This is a genomic window from Desulfosporosinus sp. I2, assembly GCF_000960765.1.
GTDB lineage: Bacteria > Bacillota > Desulfitobacteriia > Desulfitobacteriales > Desulfitobacteriaceae > Desulfosporosinus.
This window is the reverse complement of record NZ_JYNH01000068.1, coordinates 1-23860: the sequence shown is the minus strand read 5'-3', so window position 1 is coordinate 23860 and position 23860 is coordinate 1. Positions and strand designations below refer to the sequence as shown.

Genomic DNA, 23860 nt, shown 5'->3' with positions numbered 1-23860 from the left:
TTTCCGCAACCACATTGAAGTGCTTTCAGACCGGAACCAGGAATGATGGGAACATTGTCACCATCATACTCTTGAGCTGTTAAGAGTTCACGAAGTTCCATTTCTACAAGCTCTATCAATTCTTCATCGTCAACCATGTCTACTTTGTTTAACCAAACAACAATACTGGGAACACCTACTTGACGAGCTAAGAGGATGTGTTCACGAGTCTGAGGCATAGGGCCGTCAGCAGCAGAAACGCAAAGGATCGCGCCGTCCATCTGAGCAGCACCGGTGATCATGTTTTTAACATAGTCAGCGTGTCCCGGGCAGTCTACGTGTGCATAGTGACGGCTATCAGTTTCATACTCTACGTGTGCTGTAGAAATAGTAATTCCACGCTCACGCTCTTCTGGAGCTTTGTCAATTTGGTCGAATGCAGTTGCTACAGCACCGCCGTGTTTAGAAAGAACAACAGTGATTGCTGCCGTCGTGGTGGTTTTACCGTGGTCGACGTGACCAATGGTTCCTACGTTAACATGTGGTTTTGTACGTTCGTATTTAGCTTTTCCCATTTTTTTCACTCCTTTAAAATAATAGTAACTTTATAATTCAGCAAGGTATCGAACTTCGCGCTTCGAACCTCGAACCTCGCTTATGACCCATGACGCTTGGCAATAATGCCATCCGCAATGCCTTTAGGAACTTCTTCATAGTGATCAAATTGCATCACATAGACTCCACGTCCTTGTGTTGCAGAACGCAAATCGGTTGAATAACCAAACATTTCGGAAAGCGGGACAAATCCGCGTACAACTTGAGTATTGCCACGCGCTTCCATTCCCTCAATCCGTCCACGACGTGAGCTAATATCACCAATTACATCACCCATGTATTCCTCAGGAACAGTTACTTCCACTTTCATGACTGGTTCAATAATCGCTGGATCTGCCTTGAGGGCTCCGGCTTTAAAGGCCATGGAGCCGGCAATCTTAAAGGCCATTTCTGAAGAGTCAACATCATGATAAGAACCGTCATAGACGGTAGCACGAAGGTCAAGCACAGGGTATCCGGCAAGAATACCATTTTGAAGTGCTTCTTCAATACCAGCACCAATCGGGTTAATATATTCCCTAGGAATAACCCCACCGACTACTTTATTGACGAACTCGAAACCGCTACCAGGTTCAAGAGGTTGTAGCTCAATCCAACAGTGACCATATTGTCCACGACCACCTGATTGACGAACAAACTTTCCTTCAGCTTTGACTGTGCGTCGTATGGTTTCTTTGTACGCAACTTGCGGACGTCCAACGTCACATTGTACTTTGAACTCCCGCTGTAAACGGTCAACGATGATCTCGAGATGTAGTTCACCCATTCCAGCAATGATGGTCTGACCAGTTTCCGTATCCGTTCGCATTCTAAAAGTCGGATCTTCTTCTGCCAGACGTGCTAGTGCGCCACCCATTTTTTCTTGGTCGACTTTCGTCTTAGGCTCAATAGCTACATCGATTACCGGCTCAGGAAACACCATTTTCTCGAGAATAATCGGGGTTTTCTCATCACACAAGGTATCCCCTGTTGTCGTATCTTTCAAACCCACTGCAGCAGCAATGTCCCCCGAACGCACCTCTTGAATATCTTCACGGTGGTTGGCGTGCATTTGGAGTATCCGTCCAATGCGTTCACGCTTGCCTTTAGTTGAGTTGTAGACGTAAGAACCAGCGCCTAACACTCCAGAATAGACCCGGAAAAAGGCGAGTTTGCCCACGAATGGGTCAGCCATAATTTTGAAAGCTAAAGCAGCGAAAGGTTCGCTGTCCGATGCTGTTCTGTGATCTTCCGCACCAGTATCGGGATGTACTCCATTAATCGGAGGAACATCGAGTGGAGACGGCATGTATTCAACCACGGCATCCAATAAAGGTTGAACACCTTTGTTCTTGAAAGCTGATCCACAAATAACCGGGATAAATTTGTTTCCGATGACTCCGCGGCGAATTCCGTCACGAATTTGTTGTTCGGTAGGTTCAATTCCTTCAAGATAATTCATCATGAGTTCTTCACTTGTTTCTGCCACTGCTTCAACTAATTTCTCACGATACTTGTTGGCTAATTCAACCATGTCTTCAGGGATTGCATTGTGTTCTTCGGTTGTACCTAAATCATCCGTATAAACCGTCGATGTCATAGTCACGAGGTCGACAATCCCTTTGAAGTTTTCCTCAACACCAATCGGCAACTGGATTGGAACAGGGTTAGCACCCAACCGGTCAGCAATCATGGAAACTCCACGAAAGAAATCAGCACCCAATCGATCCATTTTGTTAATAAAAGCGATCCGCGGTACTTTGTATTTATCCGCTTGACGCCAAACAGTTTCCGATTGAGGCTCAACGCCACCGACTGAACAGAACACTGCCACCGCACCATCTAGTACACGTAAAGAACGTTCAACTTCTACTGTAAAGTCCACGTGCCCTGGTGTGTCAATAATGTTAATACGATTATTTTTCCATTGACATGTCGTTGCCGCGGAAGTAATTGTAATTCCACGTTCTTGCTCTTGGACCATCCAGTCCATCGTCGCAGCACCATCATGAACTTCGCCAATTTTGTGCACGCGTCCAGTGTAAAATAGGATGCGTTCGGTTGTCGTTGTTTTCCCTGCATCAATGTGAGCCATGATCCCGATATTGCGTGTATTCTCTAGTGTAAACTGTCTTGCCACTGAGAATCCCCCTTTCTGTCAAAATCAGTGTGCCTCATACTACCACTTGTAATGCGCAAAAGCCTTATTTGCCTCAGCCATTTTATGCATATCGTCTTTTTTCTTAACTGAACCACCGGTGTTATTAGAGGCGTCAAGTAACTCTCCGGCGATTTTTTCTTGCATAGTTTTTTCTCCGCGCTTACGTGCCTGTGCAACAAGCCAACGAAGACCAAGTGTCGTGCGACGTTCTGCACGCACTTCAATGGGCACTTGATAATTTGCTCCACCCACTCGGCGGGCCTTTACTTCCAATACTGGCATAACATTTTTCAGAGCCGTAGAGAAGACTTCAAGGGGGTCTTTACCAGACTTTTCCTGAATCATGCTAAAAGCGCTATAGCAAATAGCCTCTGCCGTTCCCTTTTTACCATCTAACATGATCTGATTAATAAACTTTGTCAGAATTTGGTTCTTGTAGATCGGATCAGGCAGAACTTCTCGTTTTGCGACATATCCCTTACGTGGCATAATTTTACCTCCTTTGTATCACATTTCCAATATTCGACCTAAGGGTTACCCTTAAGCTTTTTTCGGTCGTTTTGCACCATATTTCGAGCGACCTTGTGCTCGCTTCTGAACAGCAGTTGTATCCAAAGCTCCACGAATAACGTGATAACGTACACCTGGGATGTCTTTAACACGACCGCCACGGATAAGAACCACAGAGTGCTCTTGCAAGTTGTGTCCGATGCCTGGGATATAAGTGGTTACTTCTAGCCCATTGGTCAAACGCACACGAGCAACTTTCCGAAGTGCAGAGTTCGGTTTTTTAGGAGTCGTTGTATAAACCCTAGTGCAAACTCCTCGTTTTTGGGGGGATCCTCCTGATGGATATTGCTTACGTTTAAGAGAATTATAGCCCCACTGTAACGCTGGAGCTGTCGATTTTTGCTCGATCGAAGAACGCCCTTTGCGAATCAGTTGGTTAATTGTCGGCATGTCTCCGCCTCCTTTCTAATGAAATCAATATACAAGGAATTGCTTGCAGCAGCATTTTGCAAGCAATTCCAAAATCCGCTCTTATGTGTCAATTACTATTAGACTGATGGTCTATGAATCTTCTAAGATAGCCGCCACAGCAGTGCCAACTTCGATACCGCACACTTTTCCCAACTCTTTCATTGTTGGAATTTCAATGCGTTCAACCTGATGATGATCACACCATTCAAGAATGGGTCGAAGTACATGTGCCTCAGCATCTTTAGCCACATAGACACGTCTAACCCGCCCTTTTTCTAGGGCCCGTTGAGTTTGTTTTAACCCAACTGTCTTACTTTTGGCATGTTTGAAGGACTCATCAAGCACCAAAATGCTTTCCCCTCCTAATCACACTATAGTAGTTTAGCATTTGAGGTCTTTCATGTCAACAAATTGAGGCTTATTTAGGTTCCAAAGTTTTGATATTTTGATACCTTAACATACCCGTTCCAGCAGGAATTAATTTGCCAATGATGACATTTTCTTTCAGACCCAGTAATGGATCCACTTTTCCCTTGATCGCTGCTTCTGTGAGAACACGAGTTGTCTCTTGGAAAGAGGCAGCCGAGAGGAATGAATCGGTCGCCAGCGAAGCTTTTGTAATCCCTAAAAGGACCGGATGCGCTACTGCAGGTTCCCCGCCTTCAGCAATGGCCTGTGTGTTTTCGTCTTGAAAATCAAAGACATCAATCAATCCGCCGGGAAGTAACGTTGTATCCCCAGCATCATCAATTTTTACCTTGCGCAACATTTGACGAACCATCACTTCGATATGCTTGTCGTTAATATCCACCCCTTGAAGTCGGTATACACGTTGTACTTCGCCTAATAGATAGACTTGAACTCCGCGTTGACCTTTGACTTTGAGCATATCATGAGGATTGATACTTCCTTCTGTTAACTCATCCCCTGCTTCAACCATCTGTCCTTCTTTAACACAGAGTCGCGACCCATAGGGAATTGTATAGATGATGTGCTCATCTGCATCAGTCAAGAGATCGACTTCACGCCGTCCCTTTACTTCACTGATGGATACTTTACCGATTGCTTCCGAAATGATCGCTTGCCCCTTTGGTTTACGGGCTTCGAACAGTTCTTCTACCCTTGGAAGACCCTGGGTTATATCATCCCCAGCGACCCCACCCGTATGGAACGTACGCATTGTCAGCTGAGTTCCAGGCTCACCAATCGATTGTGCAGCAATGATTCCAACTGCCTCGCCCATCTCTACTGGTCGGCCAGTTGCCAAGTTTCGTCCGTAACACTTCTTACATACACCATAGCGTGACTTACAGGTGAGAACAGAACGAATGATGGCTGTATCATAAGTCTCCGCAATCTCGATTGCCTGCTCTTCCGTTATTTCAGTGTCCGGTGTCGCGAGTACTTCACCAGTCTTAGGATGGAGCAATTCTTCGAGAACAAAGCGTCCTACTAGACGATCGACCAAAGGTTCGATGATTTCCGGACCGTCTTTAATGTCCTCTACCATAATGCCTGTTAAGGTGCCGCAATCTTCTTCTCGAACAATCACATCTTGAGAAACATCCACTAACCGACGTGTCAAATAACCAGAGTCAGCTGTTCTCAAAGCAGTATCTGCCAAACCTTTACGTGCACCGTGAGAAGAAATAAAGTATTCTAATACCGTCAATCCCTCGCGGAAATTTGCCTTAATGGGCAACTCAATCGTCCGTCCCGATGGATCCGCCATAAGTCCCCGCATACCTGCTAATTGTCTCAGTTGTTGAATATTACCACGCGCACCAGACGTCGCCATCATATAGACCGGATTAAACTCATCAAGCGTATCCATTAACGCTTGGGTAACGGTTTTAGTTGCTTTAGCCCATGTATCGATAACCAAATTATAGCGCTCTTCATTAGTAATCAAGCCCCGACGATATTGTTGTTCCGTTTTAGCCACTGCAATGTCTGCATTTGCTAGGATTTCCGTCTTTGCCTTTGGAACGGTAATATCTGTCAACCCGACTGTCATCCCGGCACGAGTCGAGAATTTAAAGCCTTGACTCTTCAAGCCGTCTAATAAGTTAGCGGTCGCTTCATATCCAGCCTTACGATAGGTTTTGGCAACAATGTCTGCCAGACCTTTTTTACCGACTACCTCATTGAAGTACCCAATTTGAGAAGGAATAACAGAATTGAAAATCAATCGTCCAACGGTCGTCTGCCTTAGTTTGCCAGCAATTCTCACTTGTATGTTAGCTTGCAAGTGAACTGCTTTTGAATCATAGGCTAAAACTGCTTCATCATAATCTTTAAATATTTTTCCTTCCCCAAAAGCGCCTGGTCGCTCCATCGTTAAATAATAGGATCCTAAGACCATATCCTGAGTTGGAGTGGCTACTGGTCGCCCGTCTTTGGGATTCAAAATATTGTGCGCCGATAACATTAACAGTCTTGCTTCCGATTGGGCTTCTGCCGACAGTGGAACGTGAACCGCCATTTGGTCCCCGTCAAAGTCCGCATTATAGGCTGTACATACCAACGGGTGAATCTGCAAGGCCCTTCCCTCAACTAAGATCGGCTCGAAGGCCTGAATACCCAAGCGATGAAGGGTTGGGGCACGATTCAGAAGAACCGGATGATCGGTAATGACTTCCTCGAGAACGTCCCATACCTCAGGGCGTACTCTTTCAACCATCCGTTTAGCACTTTTTATATTGTGAGCATGTCCCTCATTGACCAGTTTTTTCATGACGAATGGTTTAAAGAGTTCCAAAGCCATTTCTTTGGGAAGTCCACATTGATGGAGTTTAAGATTTGGTCCTACCACGATAACAGAACGTCCTGAATAATCGACACGTTTTCCTAACAGGTTTTGTCGGAAACGTCCCTGTTTTCCTTTTAGCATATCACTTAAGGATTTAAGAGGGCGATTTCCCGGACCCGTAACGGGGCGTCCGCGACGTCCATTATCAATTAAGGCGTCAACTGCCTCTTGGAGCATCCGTTTCTCGTTTCTCACAATAATATCGGGTGCACCCAAATCGAGCAGTCGTTTAAGACGGTTATTTCGATTAATCACTCTGCGATAAAGGTCATTGAGGTCAGATGTAGCGAATCTACCTCCATCTAACTGAACCATCGGTCGCAATTCCGGAGGTATTACCGGCACGACATCCATGATCATCCACTCAGGACGGTTTCCAGAAGACTTGAAAGCCTCGACAACTTCAAGGCGACGAATCGCCCTTATCTTGCGTTGACCGGAGACCTCTTTTAATTCCAGGCGCAACTCATCGTTGAGCTTATCTAGGTCCATCTCTTCCAGTAACTCTTTAACTGCTTCTGCTCCCATACTTGCTTGGAAACGATCCCCATATTTTTCTCGATATTCCCTATATTCCGTTTCTGTCAGAAGTTGTTTCTTCATCAAGGATGTATCGCCCGAATCTGTCACAATATAGGAGACAAAATATAGGACTTTTTCTAGGGCTCGAGGGGACATATCTAACAGTAATCCCATGCGGCTTGGAATCCCTTTAAAATACCAGATATGAGATACCGGTGCAGCAAGTATAATATGTCCCATCCGTTCACGCCGTACCTTAGATCGAGTTACTTCTACTCCACAACGATCACACACAATTCCTTTATAGCGAACCCGTTTGTACTTTCCACAATGACACTCCCAGTCCCGAGTTGGACCAAAAATCTTTTCACAAAATAATCCTTCACGCTCAGGCTTTAAGGTCCGATAGTTAATCGTTTCTGGTTTCCTCACTTCTCCAAACGACCACTCACGAATCATATCGGGAGAAGCTAAGCCAATACGCATACGGTCGAAGTTATTGACGTCTAGCAATCTATATCGCTCCTTTCGTCCGGGGACTATTTGAGATCGCCAAGATCTATATCTTCTTCCTCTAGGACCTCTACATTTAATTCATCGAGCGGATCTTCCTCGTCGATCAGGAGCTCCTCCTCATCCTCTTTCGAACCAACGACTCGGTTTGCGGGAAGAACGAGTTCCTCATGTAAATCAATGCCAAGTTCCTTTGCGGTTTCCGTTATATCCTCATCGGTATCATGAATCTCAATTTCCCGATCATCTGACGCTAAGACTCTAACATCAAGACATAAACTCTGCATTTCTTTAATCAAAACCTTGAAGGATTCGGGTATTCCTGGTTCAGGAATATTCTCACCTTTGACAATCGCTTCGTACGTCTTAACACGCCCTACGACGTCGTCCGATTTTACTGTTAAAATTTCTTGCAGAGTATAGGCTGCGCCATAGGCTTCCAAAGCCCAAACTTCCATTTCTCCAAAACGTTGGCCTCCAAACTGTGCTTTACCACCCAGAGGTTGCTGTGTCACGAGAGAGTAAGGACCCGTGGAACGTGCATGGATCTTATCGTCCACCAAATGGTGAAGCTTAAGCACATACATATAGCCGACAGTAATCTTACTATCGAACGGGTCTCCGGTACGACCATCATACAATACGGTCTTGCCATCACTCGAAAGACCTGCTCTCTTCAAAGTCTCAAAAATATCCTCTTCTGTAGCGCCGTCAAAAACGGGGGTCGCGATCCGAATCCCCAGAGCCTTTGCTGCTCTACCCAAGTGAGTTTCCAAAACCTGTCCGATATTCATTCGAGAAGGAACACCCAGTGGATTGAGCACTATTTCAATCGGTGTGCCATCAGGCATGAACGGCATATCCTCTTGACGCATGATTCGTGAAATGACCCCTTTGTTCCCATGGCGACCCGCCACCTTATCACCCACTGAGATTTTTCGCTTTTGAGCAATGTAAACGCGCACAAGTTGATTGACACCAGGGGATAATTCATCACCGTTTTCACGTGTAAATACCTTGACATCAACAATCTTGCCAGCTTCGCCATGTGGAACTCTTAAGGATGTATCCCGTACTTCGCGAGCCTTTTCTCCGAAAATGGCACGAAGTAAACGTTCTTCGGCAGTTAACTCAGTCTCACCCTTGGGAGTAACTTTTCCGACTAGAATATCCCCAGGACGGACTTCAGCACCGATCCGGATAATTCCACGTTCATCCAGATCCTTTAAGACATCTTCCCCAACGTTAGGGATATCACGTGTGATCTCCTCGGGCCCTAGTTTCGTATCCCGCGCATCCGATTCATACTCTTCAATATGAATGGACGTGTAATAATCCTCTCTGACGAGCTTTTCACTAATCAGGATTGCATCCTCATAGTTATACCCTTCCCAGGTCATAAAGGCGACAAGCACGTTACGCCCTAAGGCCAGTTCGCCATGGTCCGTCGATGGACCATCCGCAATGATCTGGCTTGCTTCAACGATCTCCCCTTTGGTAACGATGGGTCGTTGGTTTATGCAAGTTCCTTGGTTAGAACGTGAATATTTGAGAAGCTTATGTTTCTCCGTTGTTCCATCATCGTGAAGGACAATAATTTCATCCGCTGTAGCTCTCTCCACAACCCCTGCTTGCTTAGTAATAGCGCAAACACCAGAGTCCTTGGCTGTTTTATATTCCATTCCAGTCCCGACATAAGGAGAATCCGTACGCAAGAGCGGTACTGCCTGCCGTTGCATGTTAGAGCCCATTAACGCTCTGTTGGCATCATCATGTTCGAGGAACGGAATAAGAGCTGTCGCGATGGATACCATCTGTTTGGGAGATACATCCATATAATCAACTTGGCTCGGAGATACATGCACAAAGTCAGGCCCATGACGACCATCAATTTTTTCTCCTAAAAACTTACCGTTCTCATCAAGTGGAGCATTGGCCTGGGCTACGACATATTTTTCTTCCTCGTCAGCAGTTAAATAATGGATTTCGTCCGTAACTCTGCCATTCTCTTTATCCGCCATCCGATAAGGGGCTTCAATGAATCCATAAGGATTTATTCGTCCAAAGGTACTTAAGCTACCAATCAAGCCGATGTTCGGACCCTCTGGCGTCTCTACAGGACACATCCTCCCATAGTGGGAATGATGAACGTCGCGCACTTCGAAACCTGCACGCTCCCTGCTCAATCCACCAGGTCCCAAGGCACTCAAGCGGCGCTTATGGGTGAGTTCAGCTAGAGGATTAGTTTGATCCATAAACTGAGACAGCTGGCTACTTCCAAAGAACTCCTTGATCGCCGCAACCACTGGACGAATATTAATTAAGACTTGAGGAGTAATTACCTCGACATCTTGGATCGTCATACGTTCTCGCACGACTCGTTCCATACGTGACAAACCAATTCGGAATTGGTTCTGAAGAAGTTCTCCCACTGAGCGCAACCTACGATTACCTAAGTGGTCAATATCATCTTTTGAGCCTTCTCCCTCCATCAAGGAGAGCATTCGCTTAACACTTGCCACTATGTCACCGCGGGTCAAATGCCGAATATCCATTGAAGGTATGTTGTCTGGATCTTGGAAATCTGCTAGTTTCTTATTAAGCTTATAACGGCCCACCTTCGCAAGATCGTATCGTTTGGCGTCAAAAAAGAGCGCATCTAACAACGAGCGAGCGCTGTCTACTGTGGGGGGTTCACCAGGTCTTAATCGTTTATAAATTTCGACTAGAGCTTCTTCCGTCGATTCAGAGTTATCTCTTTCTAAGGTCGCACGGATGTATTCATTATCGTTAAATAACTCTAAAATCTGTCCGTTACTGGCATATCCTAATGCACGGATAAGAACAGTACCTGGTAATTTTCTAGTCCGGTCAACCCTGACAAAGATGTTGTCATTGATATCCGTTTCAAACTCTAGCCATGCCCCACGATTTGGGATTACCGTTGCCCCATAGAGCTTCTTCCCACTTGGATCAATTTGCTCGGCATAGTAGACTCCCGGCGATCGTACAAGTTGACTGACAATAACCCGTTCGGCTCCGTTGATAATAAAGGTCCCTTTGTCTGTCATCAACGGGAAATCCCCCATAAAGACTTCCTGTTCTTTTACTTCCCCAGTTTCCTTGTTTATCAGGCGTACCTTTACGCGAAGAGGCGCTGCAAATGTGACATCACGTTCTTTGCATTCCTCCACCTGATATTTAGCTTCTCCTAAGCTATAATCAACAAATTCCAAAACGAGATTGCCTGTGAAATCTTGAATCGGCGAAATATCGCGGAACATATCGCGCAACCCTTCATCAAGAAACCAACGATAGGAGTTCTGCTGGATTTCAATCAAATTTGGCATGTCGAGGACTTCTCGAATTCTGGAATAACTCCAGCGTTCTCTCGTCCCAACTTTAACAGGATAGAACATGTACGTTTCACCCCTCAGTGCGGTTTTCTCTCATTGAGGATAATATATTGACATATACAGCCAAAAGCAAGGCCTTAAAAAGAACCTCGCTTTACTGTTTATGATGTTCCCCCATCATTCCGACAATTTCAAAGATAATGTCTCCTTATTATCTAATGCTTGCATAGATTAGCATACTATGGACGGATTAAGTAATATATTCCAATTACGCATAGTAACATTTATAAAGTATAACAAATCTAGGTTTTCTTGTCAAGCAATTTTTGTTATTTTCATGGTACTTTTTTTGGCGTTTCTGCAATTATTTTTAGCAAAAATTCACGCTGCTCAGCAAAAATGCAACGTTACCCATCGAGCATTCGACATTTAGCACGTCCTGTGTTGTCACCCTATTGTATTTTTGCCTTCCCTTGACTCGAACTAAAACAAATAAGAAGGCACCCTCCCAAGAGAGTACCTTCTTCTATTACTAAGATTACTTAACTTCTACAGTCGCACCAGCTTCAGTTAACTTAGCTTTCAAAGCTTCAGCCTCATCTTTGGAGATCTTCTCTTTGACAGCCTTTGGAGCATTGTCGACAAGATCTTTAGCTTCTTTCAGACCTAAGCCTGTTGCTTCACGCACTACTTTGATAACCCCAATTTTAGAAGCTCCACAATTCATGAGCATAACGTCGAATTCAGTTTTCTCTTCAGTCTCTTCAGTCGCTGGAGCTGCAGAAGCAACACCTGCAACAGCCACAGGAGCGGCAGCACTTACACCAAATTCTACTTCGAATGCCTTGACGAGCTCGGATAGTTCGAGGACAGTTAGACCTTTAACACTTTCGAGAATTTCATTTACTTTAGACATTTTTAATTTCCCCCTTAATATTATATAAGCATTTCTGTAACTATCTCACACAGCCAATTATTGAGCTGCCTTGAGTTTACGCACTTCTTCCAATGCGTATCCCATTTTTCGAATTGGACCTTGGAGAACATTGACCATACCAACAAGAGGAGCCTGCATTCCACGCAAAACCATAGTAAGCAGCACTTCGCGGGATGGAAGATCAGCTAGAGCTTTAACACCCTCTGGGCCAATTACTTTCCCTTCTAAAACCCCGGCTTTAATTTGGAATTTCTTCAGTTTATTGACTTTGGCAAAATCCATTAAAACTTTAGCCGGAGCAACGGGATCTGCACTAAAGGCAAATGCTGTTGGGCCTTTAAGATAGGAGTCAAGTCCCTCTACCCCAAGTTCATTCGCAGCGCGACGTACGAGGGTATTTTTCATAACCCGATACTCTACTCCCGCTTGACGTAGTTGAGCACGCAATTGCGTTACTTGAGCTACGGTCAAACCACGGTAATCTGCTAAGACGACCCCGGAAGCTTGCTGAAACTTTTCCTTAATCTCCGAGACAACAAGACTTTTTTCTTCATGATTAGGCATTCTGTGTACCTCCTTCCTAGTGATATACTCAGCAAAAAACCTCCGCTATTGCAGAGGTTAAGAATGCCAAATAAGTATCTATCGGCTAATCTTCCAACCTCGGCAGGTCATTAAGCCTTACGGCACCTGCTTTCTTCAGCGGACTTTATTTAAACCTTGGTAAGCATATCTTATTTGCAGAGTAATGTCAAGAATCGACAACTATTAGAGTGCTTTCAGTGGGTTAATGCGTACACCCGGACCCATTGTTGAGGTCACAGTAACACTTCGTATAAACTGACCTTTAGCTGCTGAAGGCTTAGCTTTCACTATAGTCTCAGCTAATGTACGGTAGTTCTCAAATAGTTGCTCCGTGCTAAACGATACTTTACCGATTGGAGCATGGATGATACCTGCCTTTTCTGCACGGTATTCAATCTTACCAGCTTTAATCTCTTTGATCGCACGGGTTACATCAGGTGTCACAGTTCCAGTTTTAGGGTTTGGCATAAGCCCTTTTGGTCCGAGAACTCGTCCTAATTTACCAACCATACCCATCATATCCGGCGTTGCTACAACCACTTCAAAACCGAACCAACCTTGCTCGATCTTCGCAATCATATCTTCAGCTCCAACAAAGTCTGCACCAGCTAACTCTGCCTCCTTGGCCTTATCCCCTTTAGCAAACACCAAAACTGATCGGGTTTTACCCGTTCCATTCGGGAGCACTATAGCACCACGAATTTGTTGGTCTGCATGACGGGTATCAATTCCTAATTTGAAGGCAACTTCAACTGTCTCATCAAACTTCGCTTTAGCGTTAGCTTTCACAACCGATATAGCCTCTGTGGGTTCATAGAGTGTCGCACGGTCAAACGATTTCACAGCTTCCTGATACCTTTTTCCAACTTTAGCCATTCTTATAACCTCCTAGTGGTAATTCGGGCTAGGCCCTCCCACCATTATTAAATACCCAGTGATAACATGGACTATCTCTACCCTTCAACGATATCGATGCCCATACTTCGCGCCGTACCTTCAACCATTCGCATTGCCGCTTCGATACTTGCTGCGTTGAGATCCTTCATCTTAATGTCTGCGATTTCGCGGACTTTTGATTTAGGTAGACTTGCAACTTTTTTGCGATTTGGTTCTGCCGAGCCTGAATTGATATTAGCCATTTTCTTCAGTAACACTGCAGCTGGTGGTGTCTTGGTAATAAAGGTAAAGGAACGATCCTCGTAGACAGTAATCTCAACCGGGATAATCAAGCCAGCTTGATCCTTGGTACGCTCATTGTATTCTTTGCAGAAGCCCATAATGTTGACTCCATGCTGACCAAGAGCCGGACCCACTGGAGGTGCCGGTGTCGCTTTTCCTGCTGTAATCGCTAATTTTACCATACCAATTACTTTTTTTGCCATTGTCATTACACCTCCCTGATAGGATAATCTAATAATCTAGTTTTTGAACTTGCGTAAACTCAAGTTCTACTGGAGTCTCTCTTCCAAACATGGACACTTCAACTCGCAATTTCGCTTTGTCAGCAAAAATTTCACGCACTACTCCCACAAAATCTTTGAAGGGGCCTGCGATGACCTGGACGCTCTGATTAATCTCGAATTCAATCCGTGTGTGGATCTCATCCATTCCCATCTGTTGCAAAATCTTGATTACTTCAGTTTCAAGCAACGGAATCGGCTTAGTTCCCGTTCCAACAAAGCCAGTTACTCCTGGAGTATTACGCACTACATACCATGAATCATCGGTCATTTCCATTTCCACAAGTACATAGCCAGGATACACCTTACGCTTCGTGATCTTCTGTTTTCCGTTCTTGAACTCGATTTCATCCTCCATAGGAACAAGGACTCGAAAGATTTTTTCTTCCATGTTCATGGATTCGACTCGTTTTTCAAGGTTCATCTTTACCTTGTTCTCATAGCCGGAATACGTATGAATAACAAACCAATCTTTCGCCATTTTCCCAGGGACCTCCTCAGGCTCTAGCACAGAAACTCGCCGGTTAGGGCACTAGTCGGCTCATGGCCGCGCTTAAACCGCTATCCACAATCCACATTAGAATGGATACAATCGCCACCGCTAAGAACACAACTCCCGTGTAGGCGAGCAACTGGGTACGGCTTGGCCAATGAACTTTCTTTAACTCGCTTAAAACCCCGCGGAAATACTCCGCAGTCTTTTCCTTCTGTCGCTGAGTATTGGCCGGTTTCTTCAACTCGCCCATCACTTCACATCCTTAACAAGACATCGATGTCATCAACACAGTGACAACGCCTCCTGGCGTACATTAGCCATTGCAAAAAAAAATTACTTCGTTTCTTTATGGAGAGTATGGCTTTTGCAGAACTTGCAAAACTTTTGAGTTTCCAAGCGATCAGGGTTATTTTTCTTATTCTTCATCGTAGCATAGTTACGGTGCTTGCAATCCGTACACGCTAAAATAATGCCAACACGCATTCACGAACACCTCCCGGACAACGGTAGGACGCTGTATTTTAATCCGTTACTCAAAATACTTTATCATAAGATAATTCCACTGTCAAGGCAAAGATCTTGGTAACAAAAAAGACAGCCCTGCTGTCGTAATAACTTGGTTGCGGGGGCCGGATTTGAACCGACGACCTTCGGGTTATGAGCCCGACGAGCTACCACTGCTCCACCCCGCGACGTTTTCAGTCAAATGTCGTAAGTGGTGTCTTATCATCCACCGCCCTGCAAAGCGACTCTGCTGTATTTGTTTTGACTTTGCAATCTTTAAATTTGTAATGGAGCCAACGATGGGACTCGAACCCGCAACCTACTGATTACAAATCAGTTGCTCTACCAATTGAGCTACGTCGGCATTGTCCAATGCGTTAAACGATCACTTTAAGTGGCCATTCATCGCCGAGCACTATTGCAGTTTACCACTTATTAATCGGTAATGCAAGTAGTTCTTTAATGTAAAATTATCCATCACGACGTTCAAGATAACGTTCAAGCTTTCTCTTTACCCTCTGTAAAGCGTTATCAATCGATTTTACATGTCTCCTTAAGTCTACTGCAATTTCCTGGTAAGATTTCCCCTCCAGATAGGACATAAGTACTTTCCATTCAAGCGAACTGAGGATTTCACCCATTTTTTCCTCTATGTCGTCAAATTCTTCCCTACTAATAATCAGTTCTTCTGGATCGGTAATTCGAGTTCCCGATATTACATCCAGCAGTGTTCGATCAGAATCCTCGTCATAAATGGGTTTATTAAGGGATACATAGGAGTTCAGTGGAATATGCTTTTGCCTTGTTGCAGTTTTAATTGCAGTGATAATCTGGCGAGTAATGCATAATTCGGCAAAAGCTCGAAAGGACGAGAGTTTGTCACCCCGAAAATCCCTGATTGCCTTATAGAGACCAATCATGCCTTCTTGAATAATATCTTCACGATCGGCTCCAATAAGGAAGTATGAACGCGCTTTAGCCCTTACAAAGTTTTTATATTTGTTGATTAGATACTCAAGTGCCGTAGTGTCGCCTTCCTTGGCAAGCTCAACCACCTCTTCATCCACGATAACGTCGATGATTTCGCACTCTGATAATTCTGGTTGGGCTTGAAGAGTCAAGTTGATCCCCCCTACAATGTCGTCATGAAGAAGACGCAATCTCGCCTAGCCCTCGTCCACGAGAACATCCTCATTATACTCGACCCTGAAGAAAAGCGTCAAGGCGAAGTTTTGGTTCTTCTGTCGGTTACGAGTGTGAATTGCGAGGTTCGAGGCACAAAATTCGAAGTTCGGGGTCCGGAGTTGTCTGAAAACGCCTCAGATTTTGAATGTCACGAGGTTCAATTCGCACATCACCCCTGTTGGCCCGTTGTCTCGCGCTTCGCGCCTTCCGCATTGCTCATTGCCCTTTGTCTGAGAACTTCGTAGAGCATAATAGACCCTGCGACACTGGCATTTAAGGAAGTGACCATTCCCTTCATCGGCAAACTGACAATCTCGTCACAATTTTCTCGGATCAAGCGTCCTATACCTTTTCCTTCACTGCCAATAATGATAACCCGCGGTCCGGTAAGATCCGATTCAAAAGCCTGTTTTCCGCCCGCTTCAGCACCTGATACCCAACATCCCTGTTTTTTTAATTCCTGTAGTGTCTGTACCAAATTACTTACCCTGGCCACTAGCACATGTTCCACTGCCCCAGCGGAGGTTTTAGCCACCGTACCTGTCAAGGCGACACTTCGACGCTTTGGAATAATTACACCGTGGGCCCCAACTGCATCTACGGTCCTCAGTAACGCCCCTAAATTATGCGGATCTTCGATTTCATCCAGCATTAAAATAAATGGGTCCTCTTGCCGTTCCTTAGCTAAGGCCAAGATGTCCTCTATACTGGCATACTCCCTTGCTGCAACATAAGCAAGCATTCCCTGATGCCGTTCACGATTGCTTAACCGATCGAGGGTCTGACGGTCCACAAATTGATAGGGAATGTTTCGTTCATGCAATAAAGCAAGCATGTCTTGATTTCGCCCCCCGGGTCCATCGGCAAGAAAAAGAACTTTATTAACGGGCTTACCGCTTTTTAAAAGTTCCACTACGGGATTTTTCCCGTAAACTATTTCCTCGTTCAAGTAGCTTCCTTCTTTCCTTCAAGGGTTTTGAGTCTTCCACAACTATAAGTACCCTCATGACAGACTCCCTGAGTTACGCAGGTCGGACCCGCTTCGCGAAAAAGATTAGGTGCTACTTCACGGACCAACCCCAACATCTTTTCTGCCAAAGCTCGGATCTCCCACTGAGCTCTTAAACAGGTTCGATGTTCAAAAAAATTTAATAGCGATCGGACATTAAACGTAGCCATTAAAGAGGTGGTACAAGCGTTAGGTAAAACATAGCGGGCATCCTCTGCAGGCACACAATTTAAAAGTTCCTGATAGTCTTCCTGAAGTCGAGCCATAACCATCTCAAAATGCTCTAACGCCTTCGGATTACGTTTTATACTCGGTGGAGTAACAAACCTAAAGCCCTTCTCTGAGACATAGCGTTGAGAACGCTGAGAATAACTTGCAATTCGATGGCGCACAAGTTGATGGGATAAGGCTCTTGAGACACCATCAATTGAAAACTGAAAACTCACATGTTCAAACGGAGAAAGATGCCCCATTTCCTGCAATTTCCGGACGAACCTTGCCACAGTAGCGTCATCTAATCTCTCTAGTAAATCGGGTACCGGGTCCGCAGAATAACATAAGCGGGCGGCGGCAGCCACAACCTTCTCCGGTTCTGGCGTATGTTGAATAAGCTCTACCCTCATCGAACAATCCTCTCTCTTCATAGTCATTCCGAATCCATGTTTTGTACCACTTCTTCACGAACAAGTATTTCATCCACTTTATCAAACGCCCAACGCATGCGCTCGCTTTGACCGTTCAATTGCCAATAGCCGACTAAGCTTTCAAACGCCGTAGCATGGCGGTAAGTCACAACATCGACATTTTTAGGATGCCCACCCTTGGAATTTCTTCCGCGCAATACAACTTGGTGTTCAACCTCGTCAAGTTCCGGTAAAAGAGTATGTAAAACACGTGCCTGAGTTCCGGCACGAACGTAATTAACGGCCTGCTTGTGAAGTTCCTTAACTTTTTCATGCCCTAGCTCTAATAAATGGGTTCGAACCCATAGTTCATAAACTGCGTCCCCCAAATATGCTAGAGTTAAGGCATTCATTTCTTGCCAATTTCGCATACGTCACCTTTCAAACTACTTCTTTATTTGCCACCTCGCACCTTGCGGAGTATCTTCGATCAGAATACCTTTTTCTTTCATGACATCGCGAATAAAATCTGCCATTTCCCAATCTTTCTTCTGTCGAGATCGTGAACGAATCTGCAAAACGGCATCCATAATCTGGGTCATCATTTCCTCGTTTTCGACCTGAATATTGGCCGGATGAAGTAAATCGAGGCCAAGTACCTCTCCGAGCTCTATTAAGGTCTTTTGAGCCTGCACTAAGCCTTCTGAAGAGGCCGGATGCTCCTGAACATATCCATTCATGGTTTTGGCTAATTCAAACAGCGCAGCATAGGCTAAAGCCGAATTAAAGTCATCATCCATCGCTTTTTCAAACGCTTCACGCGCATCACTTGCAGCTTTTAATAGTTCTGCTTGGCTTTGCTCGTTATTTAAGGAGCCTACCCGTTCTATGGCTTCTTGAGCCAAACGGACACTCGTTTGCAACCGCTCCAACCCTTTTTGGGCCATGACTAAATTTTGATCATTAAAGTCCAAAGGACTGCGATAATGAGTCCCCAGTAAATAGAACCGAATGACCTCGCCCGGATAATTGACCAGTAATTCCCGGACTGTGAAAAAGTTTCCTAAGGACTTTGACATCTTTTCTTGATTAATGGTAAGAAAGGCATTATGCATCCAATAACGGGCAAAGGTTTGGCCTTTTAAGTACCCTTCTGTTTGAGCAATTTCATTTTCATGATGAGGAAAAGCTAGGTCCTCTCCTCCACCGTGTATATCAAAGCCTGCGCCCAGATACTTGAGTGACATGGCGGTACATTCGATGTGCCAACCAGGACGTCCCAAACCCCACGGACTTTCCCAAGCGGGTTCTCCTGGTTTAGCCTTTTTCCAAAGTGCAAAATCCATTGGATAGTGCTTACGTTCGTCCACTTCAACCCTTGCACCAGCCTTCATATCCTCGAGGGTTCTACCAGACAGTTTCCCGTAGTCAGGAAAATGATCGACTGCAAAGTAAACATCCCCTTCAACTTCATACCCTAACCCGGTATTTATAAGTCCTTGAATAATCTCGATCATTTCTGGAATATGTTCTGTGGCCTTGGGGTGTACAGTAGCCGGAAGAAGGTTTAAAGCCAAGGCATCCTTGAAATATTCCTCGATATACTTTTGGCCCAAAGCCAGCGGTTCCATTCCTTCAACGTTCCCCCGCTGAATGATTTTATCATCCACATCCGTAAAGTTTTGAACGTAACGAACCTCATACCCCTTATACATCAAATAACGCCTAATCATGTCAAATACGACAAACATCCGCCCATTCCCAGCATGAAAGTAATTATAGGTCGTCGGTCCGCAAACGTACATCGCAACCTTTTTGCTCTCCCGTGGCTGAAACTGCTCTTTTTGGCGAGTCATTGTGTTGTATAATTTCAAAGACATTGTATCTGCTCTCCTCCTTTAATCGTTGTTCTAAATATTCCACACGCTGCATTAAGCATTTAAGCATCTCATTCACTGGATCGGGTAGATCATCATGTCTCAAATCCGGGTCTTTAATCGGGACCCCATGGTGCAGGACAATCCGCCCCGGAACCCCCACCACCGTTGTATCACTTGGGACAGGTTTATTAACGACCGAACCGGCTCCGATTTTAACATTATCTCCAACTTTAAACGAACCTAATACTCTGGCCCCTGCTCCAATTACCACATTATTGCCAATGGTAGGATGCCGTTTACCCTTCTCCTTACCTGTCCCGCCTAAGGTTACTCCCTGATATAAGGTGACGTTATCACCCACTTCCGACGTTTCGCCGATAACCACACCCGTACCATGGTCAATAAAGAGACCTTGTCCGATCTTGGCACCTGGATGGATTTCAATCCCTGTCAGAAAGCGGGAGAGCTGAGAGATCATGCGTGGCAAGAGTACCAAATTCCGCAGATATAACCAATGCGCCATTCGGTGAAAAAGCACAGCATGAAACCCTGGATAACAAAATATGACCTCCCAAATACTTTTAGCCGCAGGATCTCGCTCAAATATGACCCGAATATCGCGCTTCATCTGTTGAAACATCTTAGCCTCACCCTTTTCCTTCTGTTCATGCCGATACAAAAAAGCGGAATCCTTCGTCCAGAGACGAAAGGTTCCGCGGTCCCACTCTGATTGAACGACCATGTCGTCGTTCCAGCTTATTAACTTTAACGCAGTTATACGGATCGGAATACTGTCCCTTCTTCCAATCAACTCCGAGACGCACTTCCAAAAGTTCCTTGCCAATGGCTCTCACTACCCCATTCTCGCTTGGCGCAATTCCTTTTTGTACTCTTTCTCATCATCGCTTAAGATTATTATTAAATTACAGAAAATTATTTGTACCTATTATAGGGTAGTCTTTAATCGCTGTCAATCAAGTCCTATTGTTTAACGCAAATAACGTGCCATCGTAACTTCAACTCGTTTTAAAACATTTTCACGGCCCAACAAAGGGATAACATCATAAAGTTCTGGTCCGTGTATCTGTCCGGTCAAAGCCACCCTTACTGGCATGAAAACCAATTTGCCACCAAGCTTTAACTCTTTTGTGATTTGTTTTAAGAGCGTTTTAACGTTAGCCCCAGAAAGTGATTCTAATTCCATTACTTTGTCCCTGAATAATGCTAGGACACTTGGGACCTGTTCGCCCCTAAGCACCTCTAAAGCCTCCCCTTCGGGACTAAGTGGCCTATCGCCATGGAAATAATGAACGAATTCCCTGGCTTCTGCCATATAAGATATTTTTTCAGAGATGGCACTAATAAAGTCGTTAAGCCATTGTTGCTGTTCTTCAGACCGCTCTCCGAGCGGAGGAATACCCAATTCCTCAACATGAGGTAAAGCAAGCTCTGCCAAGCGTTCTGGGGCTGCTTTTTTAATATAATGTGCGTTAATATAGTTTAATTTGTTTCGATCAAAAACAGCTGGGCTTTTAGAAACACGATCCAGGGAAAACACGTCTGTCAGTTCATCTATAGTGTAAAATTCTTCTTCCCCAGAGGGAGCCCATCCAAGAAGGGCAATAAAATTGACAATTGCTTCTGGGAGATACCCTTTTTTCTGGTAGTCTATAACGGCTGTATCCCCATCGCGCTTACTCATTTTTCCGCCTTCTGTGTTAAGAATCAGAGAAATATGTGCAAACTCAGGCGCGGCTACCCCCAGTGCTTGATAAATAAGAACTTGGCGTGGTGTATTAGAGAGGTGTTCCTCACCACGAATAACATGCGTGATTCCCATGGTGATATCATCCACAACCACTGCAAAATTATAGGTTGGAATCCCGTCCGATTTTACAATCACGTAATCTCCAATTCCATTACTATCAAAAACAACATCCCCTCGAACCTGATCGGAAATATGAATTGCTTGTCCTTCCGGCACACAGAATCGTACAACAGGCTTACGCCCTTGAAGCTCTAAGTCTGCCCGCTGTTCAGAGGTTAAATGACGACACTTGCCCAGATAGCGTGGAGTTTCCCCTTTAGCTGTCAAAGCCTGTCTCTCTTGTTCCAACTCTTCTTCGGTACAATAACAAAAGTAAGCATCCCCATTAGCGATGAGTTTCTCAGTATACTCTTCGTATAGTGCTAGACGATCCGTTTGTCGGTAAGGGCCATGCACCCCACCCACCTCGATCCCCTCATCCCATTGGATATTTAACCAACGCAGTGCTTCCAAAATATTATGTTCTGACTCTCTGCTGGAACGCTCTAAATCAGTGTCTTCACTCCGAACAATAAACGTCCCTTTATTTTTACGAGCCCACAAATAATTAAATAAAGCTGATCTCGCCCCACCGATATGTAATGGACCTGTCGGACTAGGCGCAAAACGAACGCGAATTCCCATAACTTATCCTCCAACCCTTTCTAAGCTTACAATTGCCTGAGCACCTATTCCTTCTTCCCTGCCTACAAACCCCAATCGTTCGGTTGTCGTTGCTTTTACCGACACGCACGCTTCCTCTACTTTCATAACGCTTGATAGATTATAACGCATCTTTGAGATAAACGGAGCAAGTTTAGGGCGCTCTGCCATAATGACACTATCCATATTTCCTACCCGATACCCCCCTGCTTCAAGGAGTTTCATGACATGTTCCAATAATTCGAGACTTGAAATACCACGATAGCGGGGATCACTATCCGGAAAATGCCCCCCAATATCTCCTAAGGCCAAGGCTCCTAAAAGTGAATCCATGATTGCATGAATGAGAACATCCGCATCCGAATGTCCCAGCAAACCTCGTTCATGGGGAATTTCCACCCCACCAAGAATCAAGGGCCGTCCCTCTACCAGTGCATGTACATCATAACCGATACCTACTTTAATATCCAACCCTCCATTCGAGGCACGAAGCACGAAGCTCGATGTTCGAAGTTCGAAGTTCGAAGTTCGACACGTAGACAAGGGGACGGTTCTCCTGTCTGACCCTTGTCTGCCCGTCCCCTTGCCTGCCTCGCGCGTTCGTGCCTCGATCATCGTACCTTAACTAACATCGTGTCTTATGTCTCTTGTTCGCTCTTCGAGCCTCGCACATCGCGCATCGATAAAATTCGTTCAGCTAACCATAAATCCTCGGGCGTTGTTACCTTAATATTCTCCTGCATTCCCATTACCACCTGCACCGGACATCCCATCCATTCTATCAAAGAGGCATCATCAGTGCCATAGTAACCTGCAGATAATGCCTTATAATGTGCTTTTTCCAATATCCCATGATCAAAAATTTGAGGAGTCTGCACGGCACATAAACTATCACGTAGCAAGGTTTGGATCACTTTACCCGATAAATCAACTTGTTTTACGGTATCTTTAACGGGAATTCCCATAATCGCAGCTGTGAAGCCTTCTGTCTCACTCAAGAAATTATGAAACGCTTGTAACGTCAAAAGGGGCCGAGCCCCATCGTGTACCACTATCCGTTGAATAGTGGGACTTAAAGCTTGAACCCCCGCACGAACAGAATCTTGGCGATGTACACCACCTTGACATATGGCCGCAACTTTTCTAAATGCAAGGTGATGGACAAGCTCCTCGATAATGGGAATATCACCTTCTGCTCCAACAATGACAATTTGCGAAACATGACACGATTCTTCAAAAAGTCTAATCGTATGTGCTAAAATCGGCTGACCCCTCAATTTTAGGAATTGCTTGTTGCATCCGGCCCCCATCCGTTTGCCCTGACCGGCTGCAGGGATGACGATCCCGATCTTAGCCAATCGCATTCACCTCATCCGTTGGACGAAGGCCAATCGGCTTTTTTTCTAAAGAGCTCTTAGGCTTGGCAAAAATCATCCGCCCGGCCGCCGTTTGAAGAACACTCGTCACTAAAACGACTACACTCTGTCCCATATAGCGTCGTCCCATATCCACCACAATCATGGTTCCGTCATCTAGATAGGCTACACCCTGACCAGGCTCTTTTCCTTCTTTCATGACCTGAACCTGCATTTCCTCACCCGGTAAAACAATGGGTTTAAGGGCATTAGCTAACTCATTAATATTTAGAACCTTAACTCCTTGAAGTTCAGCTACTTTGTTTAGATTATAGTCATTGGTTAACAAAGGAGAACCTAAGACCTGTCCTAAACGGACCAGTTTACTATCAACTTCATTGATATCATCAAAGTCCTGCTCATGAATATGCACTTTGA

General features: G+C 45.0%; 24 protein-coding genes, 2 tRNA genes and 2 other annotated features. All 26 genes read right to left on the bottom strand.

Annotated elements, in window-relative coordinates; genetic code table 11:
- A partial coding sequence (locus tag UF75_RS15245) for a GTP-binding protein (RefSeq protein WP_045575452.1) occupies positions 1 to 554 on the bottom strand: 554 nt, incomplete at its 3' end.
- Between the two features lie 80 nt (positions 555 to 634).
- Entirely contained in the window at positions 635 to 2713 is a 2079-nt protein-coding gene (gene fusA / locus UF75_RS15240) for an elongation factor G (RefSeq protein ID WP_045575451.1), read from the bottom strand.
- A 39-nt stretch (positions 2714 to 2752) separates the two neighbouring features.
- Positions 2753 to 3223, bottom strand: a complete 471-nt coding sequence (rpsG, locus tag UF75_RS15235; RefSeq protein WP_045575450.1) for a 30S ribosomal protein S7 — start codon at positions 3221 to 3223, stop codon at positions 2753 to 2755.
- A 51-nt stretch (positions 3224 to 3274) separates the two neighbouring features.
- Positions 3275 to 3694: a 30S ribosomal protein S12 gene (gene rpsL, locus UF75_RS15230; protein WP_045575449.1), complete on the bottom strand. Its 420-nt coding sequence runs from the start codon at positions 3692 to 3694 to the stop codon at positions 3275 to 3277.
- A gap of 111 nt (positions 3695 to 3805) precedes the next feature.
- Entirely contained in the window at positions 3806 to 4060 is a 255-nt protein-coding gene (locus UF75_RS15225) for a ribosomal L7Ae/L30e/S12e/Gadd45 family protein (protein ID WP_045575454.1), read from the bottom strand.
- A gap of 73 nt (positions 4061 to 4133) precedes the next feature.
- Complete coding sequence (gene rpoC, locus UF75_RS15220) at positions 4134 to 7562, bottom strand: DNA-directed RNA polymerase subunit beta' (RefSeq protein WP_045575448.1); 3429 nt, start codon at positions 7560 to 7562, stop codon at positions 4134 to 4136.
- Between the two features lie 26 nt (positions 7563 to 7588).
- Positions 7589 to 10981: a DNA-directed RNA polymerase subunit beta gene (rpoB, locus tag UF75_RS15215; RefSeq protein ID WP_045575447.1), complete on the bottom strand. Its 3393-nt coding sequence runs from the start codon at positions 10979 to 10981 to the stop codon at positions 7589 to 7591.
- A gap of 475 nt (positions 10982 to 11456) precedes the next feature.
- The gene (gene rplL, locus UF75_RS15210) at positions 11457 to 11834 is read right to left on the bottom strand and encodes a 50S ribosomal protein L7/L12 (RefSeq protein ID WP_045575446.1); all 378 of its coding nucleotides are present in this window, start codon (positions 11832 to 11834) and stop codon (positions 11457 to 11459) included.
- A 57-nt stretch (positions 11835 to 11891) separates the two neighbouring features.
- On the bottom strand, positions 11892 to 12419 hold the full coding sequence (rplJ, locus tag UF75_RS15205; RefSeq protein ID WP_045575445.1) for a 50S ribosomal protein L10: 528 nt from the start codon (positions 12417 to 12419) through the stop codon (positions 11892 to 11894).
- A gap of 24 nt (positions 12420 to 12443) precedes the next feature.
- Positions 12444 to 12576: a sequence feature (ribosomal protein L10 leader region), on the bottom strand.
- A 47-nt stretch (positions 12577 to 12623) separates the two neighbouring features.
- On the bottom strand, positions 12624 to 13316 hold the full coding sequence (rplA, locus tag UF75_RS15200) for a 50S ribosomal protein L1 (RefSeq protein WP_045575444.1): 693 nt from the start codon (positions 13314 to 13316) through the stop codon (positions 12624 to 12626).
- 77 nt (positions 13317 to 13393) lie between these two features.
- A complete protein-coding gene (rplK, locus tag UF75_RS15195) occupies positions 13394 to 13822 on the bottom strand; it encodes a 50S ribosomal protein L11 (protein WP_034145784.1) in 429 nt (142 codons plus the stop codon).
- Positions 13823 to 13850: 28 nt separating this feature from the next.
- Entirely contained in the window at positions 13851 to 14381 is a 531-nt protein-coding gene (gene nusG / locus UF75_RS15190) for a transcription termination/antitermination protein NusG (RefSeq protein ID WP_045575443.1), read from the bottom strand.
- Positions 14382 to 14424: 43 nt separating this feature from the next.
- Positions 14425 to 14646: a preprotein translocase subunit SecE gene (gene secE, locus UF75_RS15185; RefSeq protein ID WP_045575442.1), complete on the bottom strand. Its 222-nt coding sequence runs from the start codon at positions 14644 to 14646 to the stop codon at positions 14425 to 14427.
- Positions 14647 to 14729: 83 nt separating this feature from the next.
- A complete protein-coding gene (gene rpmG, locus UF75_RS15180; RefSeq protein ID WP_045575441.1) occupies positions 14730 to 14879 on the bottom strand; it encodes a 50S ribosomal protein L33 in 150 nt (49 codons plus the stop codon).
- 134 nt (positions 14880 to 15013) lie between these two features.
- Positions 15014 to 15088 (bottom strand) — tRNA-Met (locus UF75_RS15175).
- A 100-nt stretch (positions 15089 to 15188) separates the two neighbouring features.
- Positions 15189 to 15264 (bottom strand) — tRNA-Thr (locus tag UF75_RS15170).
- 106 nt (positions 15265 to 15370) lie between these two features.
- The gene (sigH, locus tag UF75_RS15165; protein ID WP_197079420.1) at positions 15371 to 16021 is read right to left on the bottom strand and encodes an RNA polymerase sporulation sigma factor SigH; all 651 of its coding nucleotides are present in this window, start codon (positions 16019 to 16021) and stop codon (positions 15371 to 15373) included.
- 233 nt (positions 16022 to 16254) lie between these two features.
- Positions 16255 to 17034 carry a 23S rRNA (guanosine(2251)-2'-O)-methyltransferase RlmB gene (gene rlmB / locus UF75_RS15160; protein WP_045575439.1) on the bottom strand — a complete coding sequence of 260 codons (780 nt, stop codon included), beginning with the start codon at positions 17032 to 17034 and terminating at the stop codon, positions 16255 to 16257.
- Positions 17031 to 17717 carry an FAD-dependent thymidylate synthase gene (thyX, locus tag UF75_RS15155; RefSeq protein WP_045575438.1) on the bottom strand — a complete coding sequence of 229 codons (687 nt, stop codon included), beginning with the start codon at positions 17715 to 17717 and terminating at the stop codon, positions 17031 to 17033. The genes rlmB and thyX overlap by 4 nt, the downstream gene beginning before the upstream one ends.
- Before the next feature lie 23 nt (positions 17718 to 17740).
- Positions 17741 to 18148: a ribonuclease III domain-containing protein gene (locus UF75_RS15150; protein WP_045575437.1), complete on the bottom strand. Its 408-nt coding sequence runs from the start codon at positions 18146 to 18148 to the stop codon at positions 17741 to 17743.
- Positions 18149 to 18163: 15 nt separating this feature from the next.
- Positions 18164 to 19597: a cysteine--tRNA ligase gene (gene cysS / locus UF75_RS15145; RefSeq protein WP_045575436.1), complete on the bottom strand. Its 1434-nt coding sequence runs from the start codon at positions 19595 to 19597 to the stop codon at positions 18164 to 18166.
- A complete protein-coding gene (gene cysE / locus UF75_RS15140; RefSeq protein WP_045575453.1) occupies positions 19494 to 20237 on the bottom strand; it encodes a serine O-acetyltransferase in 744 nt (247 codons plus the stop codon). Before cysE ends, cysS begins: the two co-directional genes overlap by 104 nt.
- 56 nt (positions 20238 to 20293) lie before the next feature.
- Positions 20294 to 20509 (bottom strand) — a binding site (T-box leader).
- A 76-nt stretch (positions 20510 to 20585) separates the two neighbouring features.
- A complete protein-coding gene (gene gltX / locus UF75_RS15135) occupies positions 20586 to 22049 on the bottom strand; it encodes a glutamate--tRNA ligase (RefSeq protein WP_045575435.1) in 1464 nt (487 codons plus the stop codon).
- 3 nt (positions 22050 to 22052) lie between these two features.
- The gene (ispF, locus tag UF75_RS15130; protein ID WP_045575434.1) at positions 22053 to 22538 is read right to left on the bottom strand and encodes a 2-C-methyl-D-erythritol 2,4-cyclodiphosphate synthase; all 486 of its coding nucleotides are present in this window, start codon (positions 22536 to 22538) and stop codon (positions 22053 to 22055) included.
- A 167-nt stretch (positions 22539 to 22705) separates the two neighbouring features.
- Positions 22706 to 23425, bottom strand: a complete 720-nt coding sequence (gene ispD / locus UF75_RS15125) for a 2-C-methyl-D-erythritol 4-phosphate cytidylyltransferase (protein WP_045575433.1) — start codon at positions 23423 to 23425, stop codon at positions 22706 to 22708.
- The coding region (locus UF75_RS15120) for a TRAM domain-containing protein (protein ID WP_045575432.1) at positions 23418 to 23860 on the bottom strand (443 nt) is incomplete at its 5' end. The genes UF75_RS15120 and ispD, both read right to left, overlap by 8 nt.

Excerpts from the sequence above, each read along its gene's own strand:
- rpsG (WP_045575450.1), bottom strand. The coding sequence starts at position 3,223 with ATGCCACGTAAGGGATATGTCGCAAAACGAGAAGTTCTGCCTGATCCG.
- rpsL (WP_045575449.1), bottom strand. The coding sequence starts at position 3,694 with ATGCCGACAATTAACCAACTGATTCGCAAAGGGCGTTCTTCGATCGAG.
- rpoB (WP_045575447.1), bottom strand. The coding sequence starts at position 10,981 with ATGTTCTATCCTGTTAAAGTTGGGACGAGAGAACGCTGGAGTTATTCC.
- rplL (WP_045575446.1), bottom strand. The coding sequence starts at position 11,834 with ATGTCTAAAGTAAATGAAATTCTCGAAAGTGTTAAAGGTCTAACTGTC.
- rplJ (WP_045575445.1), bottom strand. The coding sequence starts at position 12,419 with ATGCCTAATCATGAAGAAAAAAGTCTTGTTGTCTCGGAGATTAAGGAA.
- rplA (WP_045575444.1), bottom strand. The coding sequence starts at position 13,316 with ATGGCTAAAGTTGGAAAAAGGTATCAGGAAGCTGTGAAATCGTTTGAC.
- rplK (WP_034145784.1), bottom strand. The coding sequence starts at position 13,822 with ATGGCAAAAAAAGTAATTGGTATGGTAAAATTAGCGATTACAGCAGGA.
- nusG (WP_045575443.1), bottom strand. The coding sequence starts at position 14,381 with ATGGCGAAAGATTGGTTTGTTATTCATACGTATTCCGGCTATGAGAAC.
- secE (WP_045575442.1), bottom strand. The coding sequence starts at position 14,646 with ATGGGCGAGTTGAAGAAACCGGCCAATACTCAGCGACAGAAGGAAAAG.
- rpmG (WP_045575441.1), bottom strand. The coding sequence starts at position 14,879 with ATGCGTGTTGGCATTATTTTAGCGTGTACGGATTGCAAGCACCGTAAC.
- thyX (WP_045575438.1), bottom strand. The coding sequence starts at position 17,717 with ATGAGGGTAGAGCTTATTCAACATACGCCAGAACCGGAGAAGGTTGTG.
- UF75_RS15150 (WP_045575437.1), bottom strand. The coding sequence starts at position 18,148 with ATGCGAAATTGGCAAGAAATGAATGCCTTAACTCTAGCATATTTGGGG.
- cysS (WP_045575436.1), bottom strand. The coding sequence starts at position 19,597 with ATGTCTTTGAAATTATACAACACAATGACTCGCCAAAAAGAGCAGTTT.
- cysE (WP_045575453.1), bottom strand. The coding sequence starts at position 20,237 with ATGTTTCAACAGATGAAGCGCGATATTCGGGTCATATTTGAGCGAGAT.
- gltX (WP_045575435.1), bottom strand. The coding sequence starts at position 22,049 with ATGGGAATTCGCGTTCGTTTTGCGCCTAGTCCGACAGGTCCATTACAT.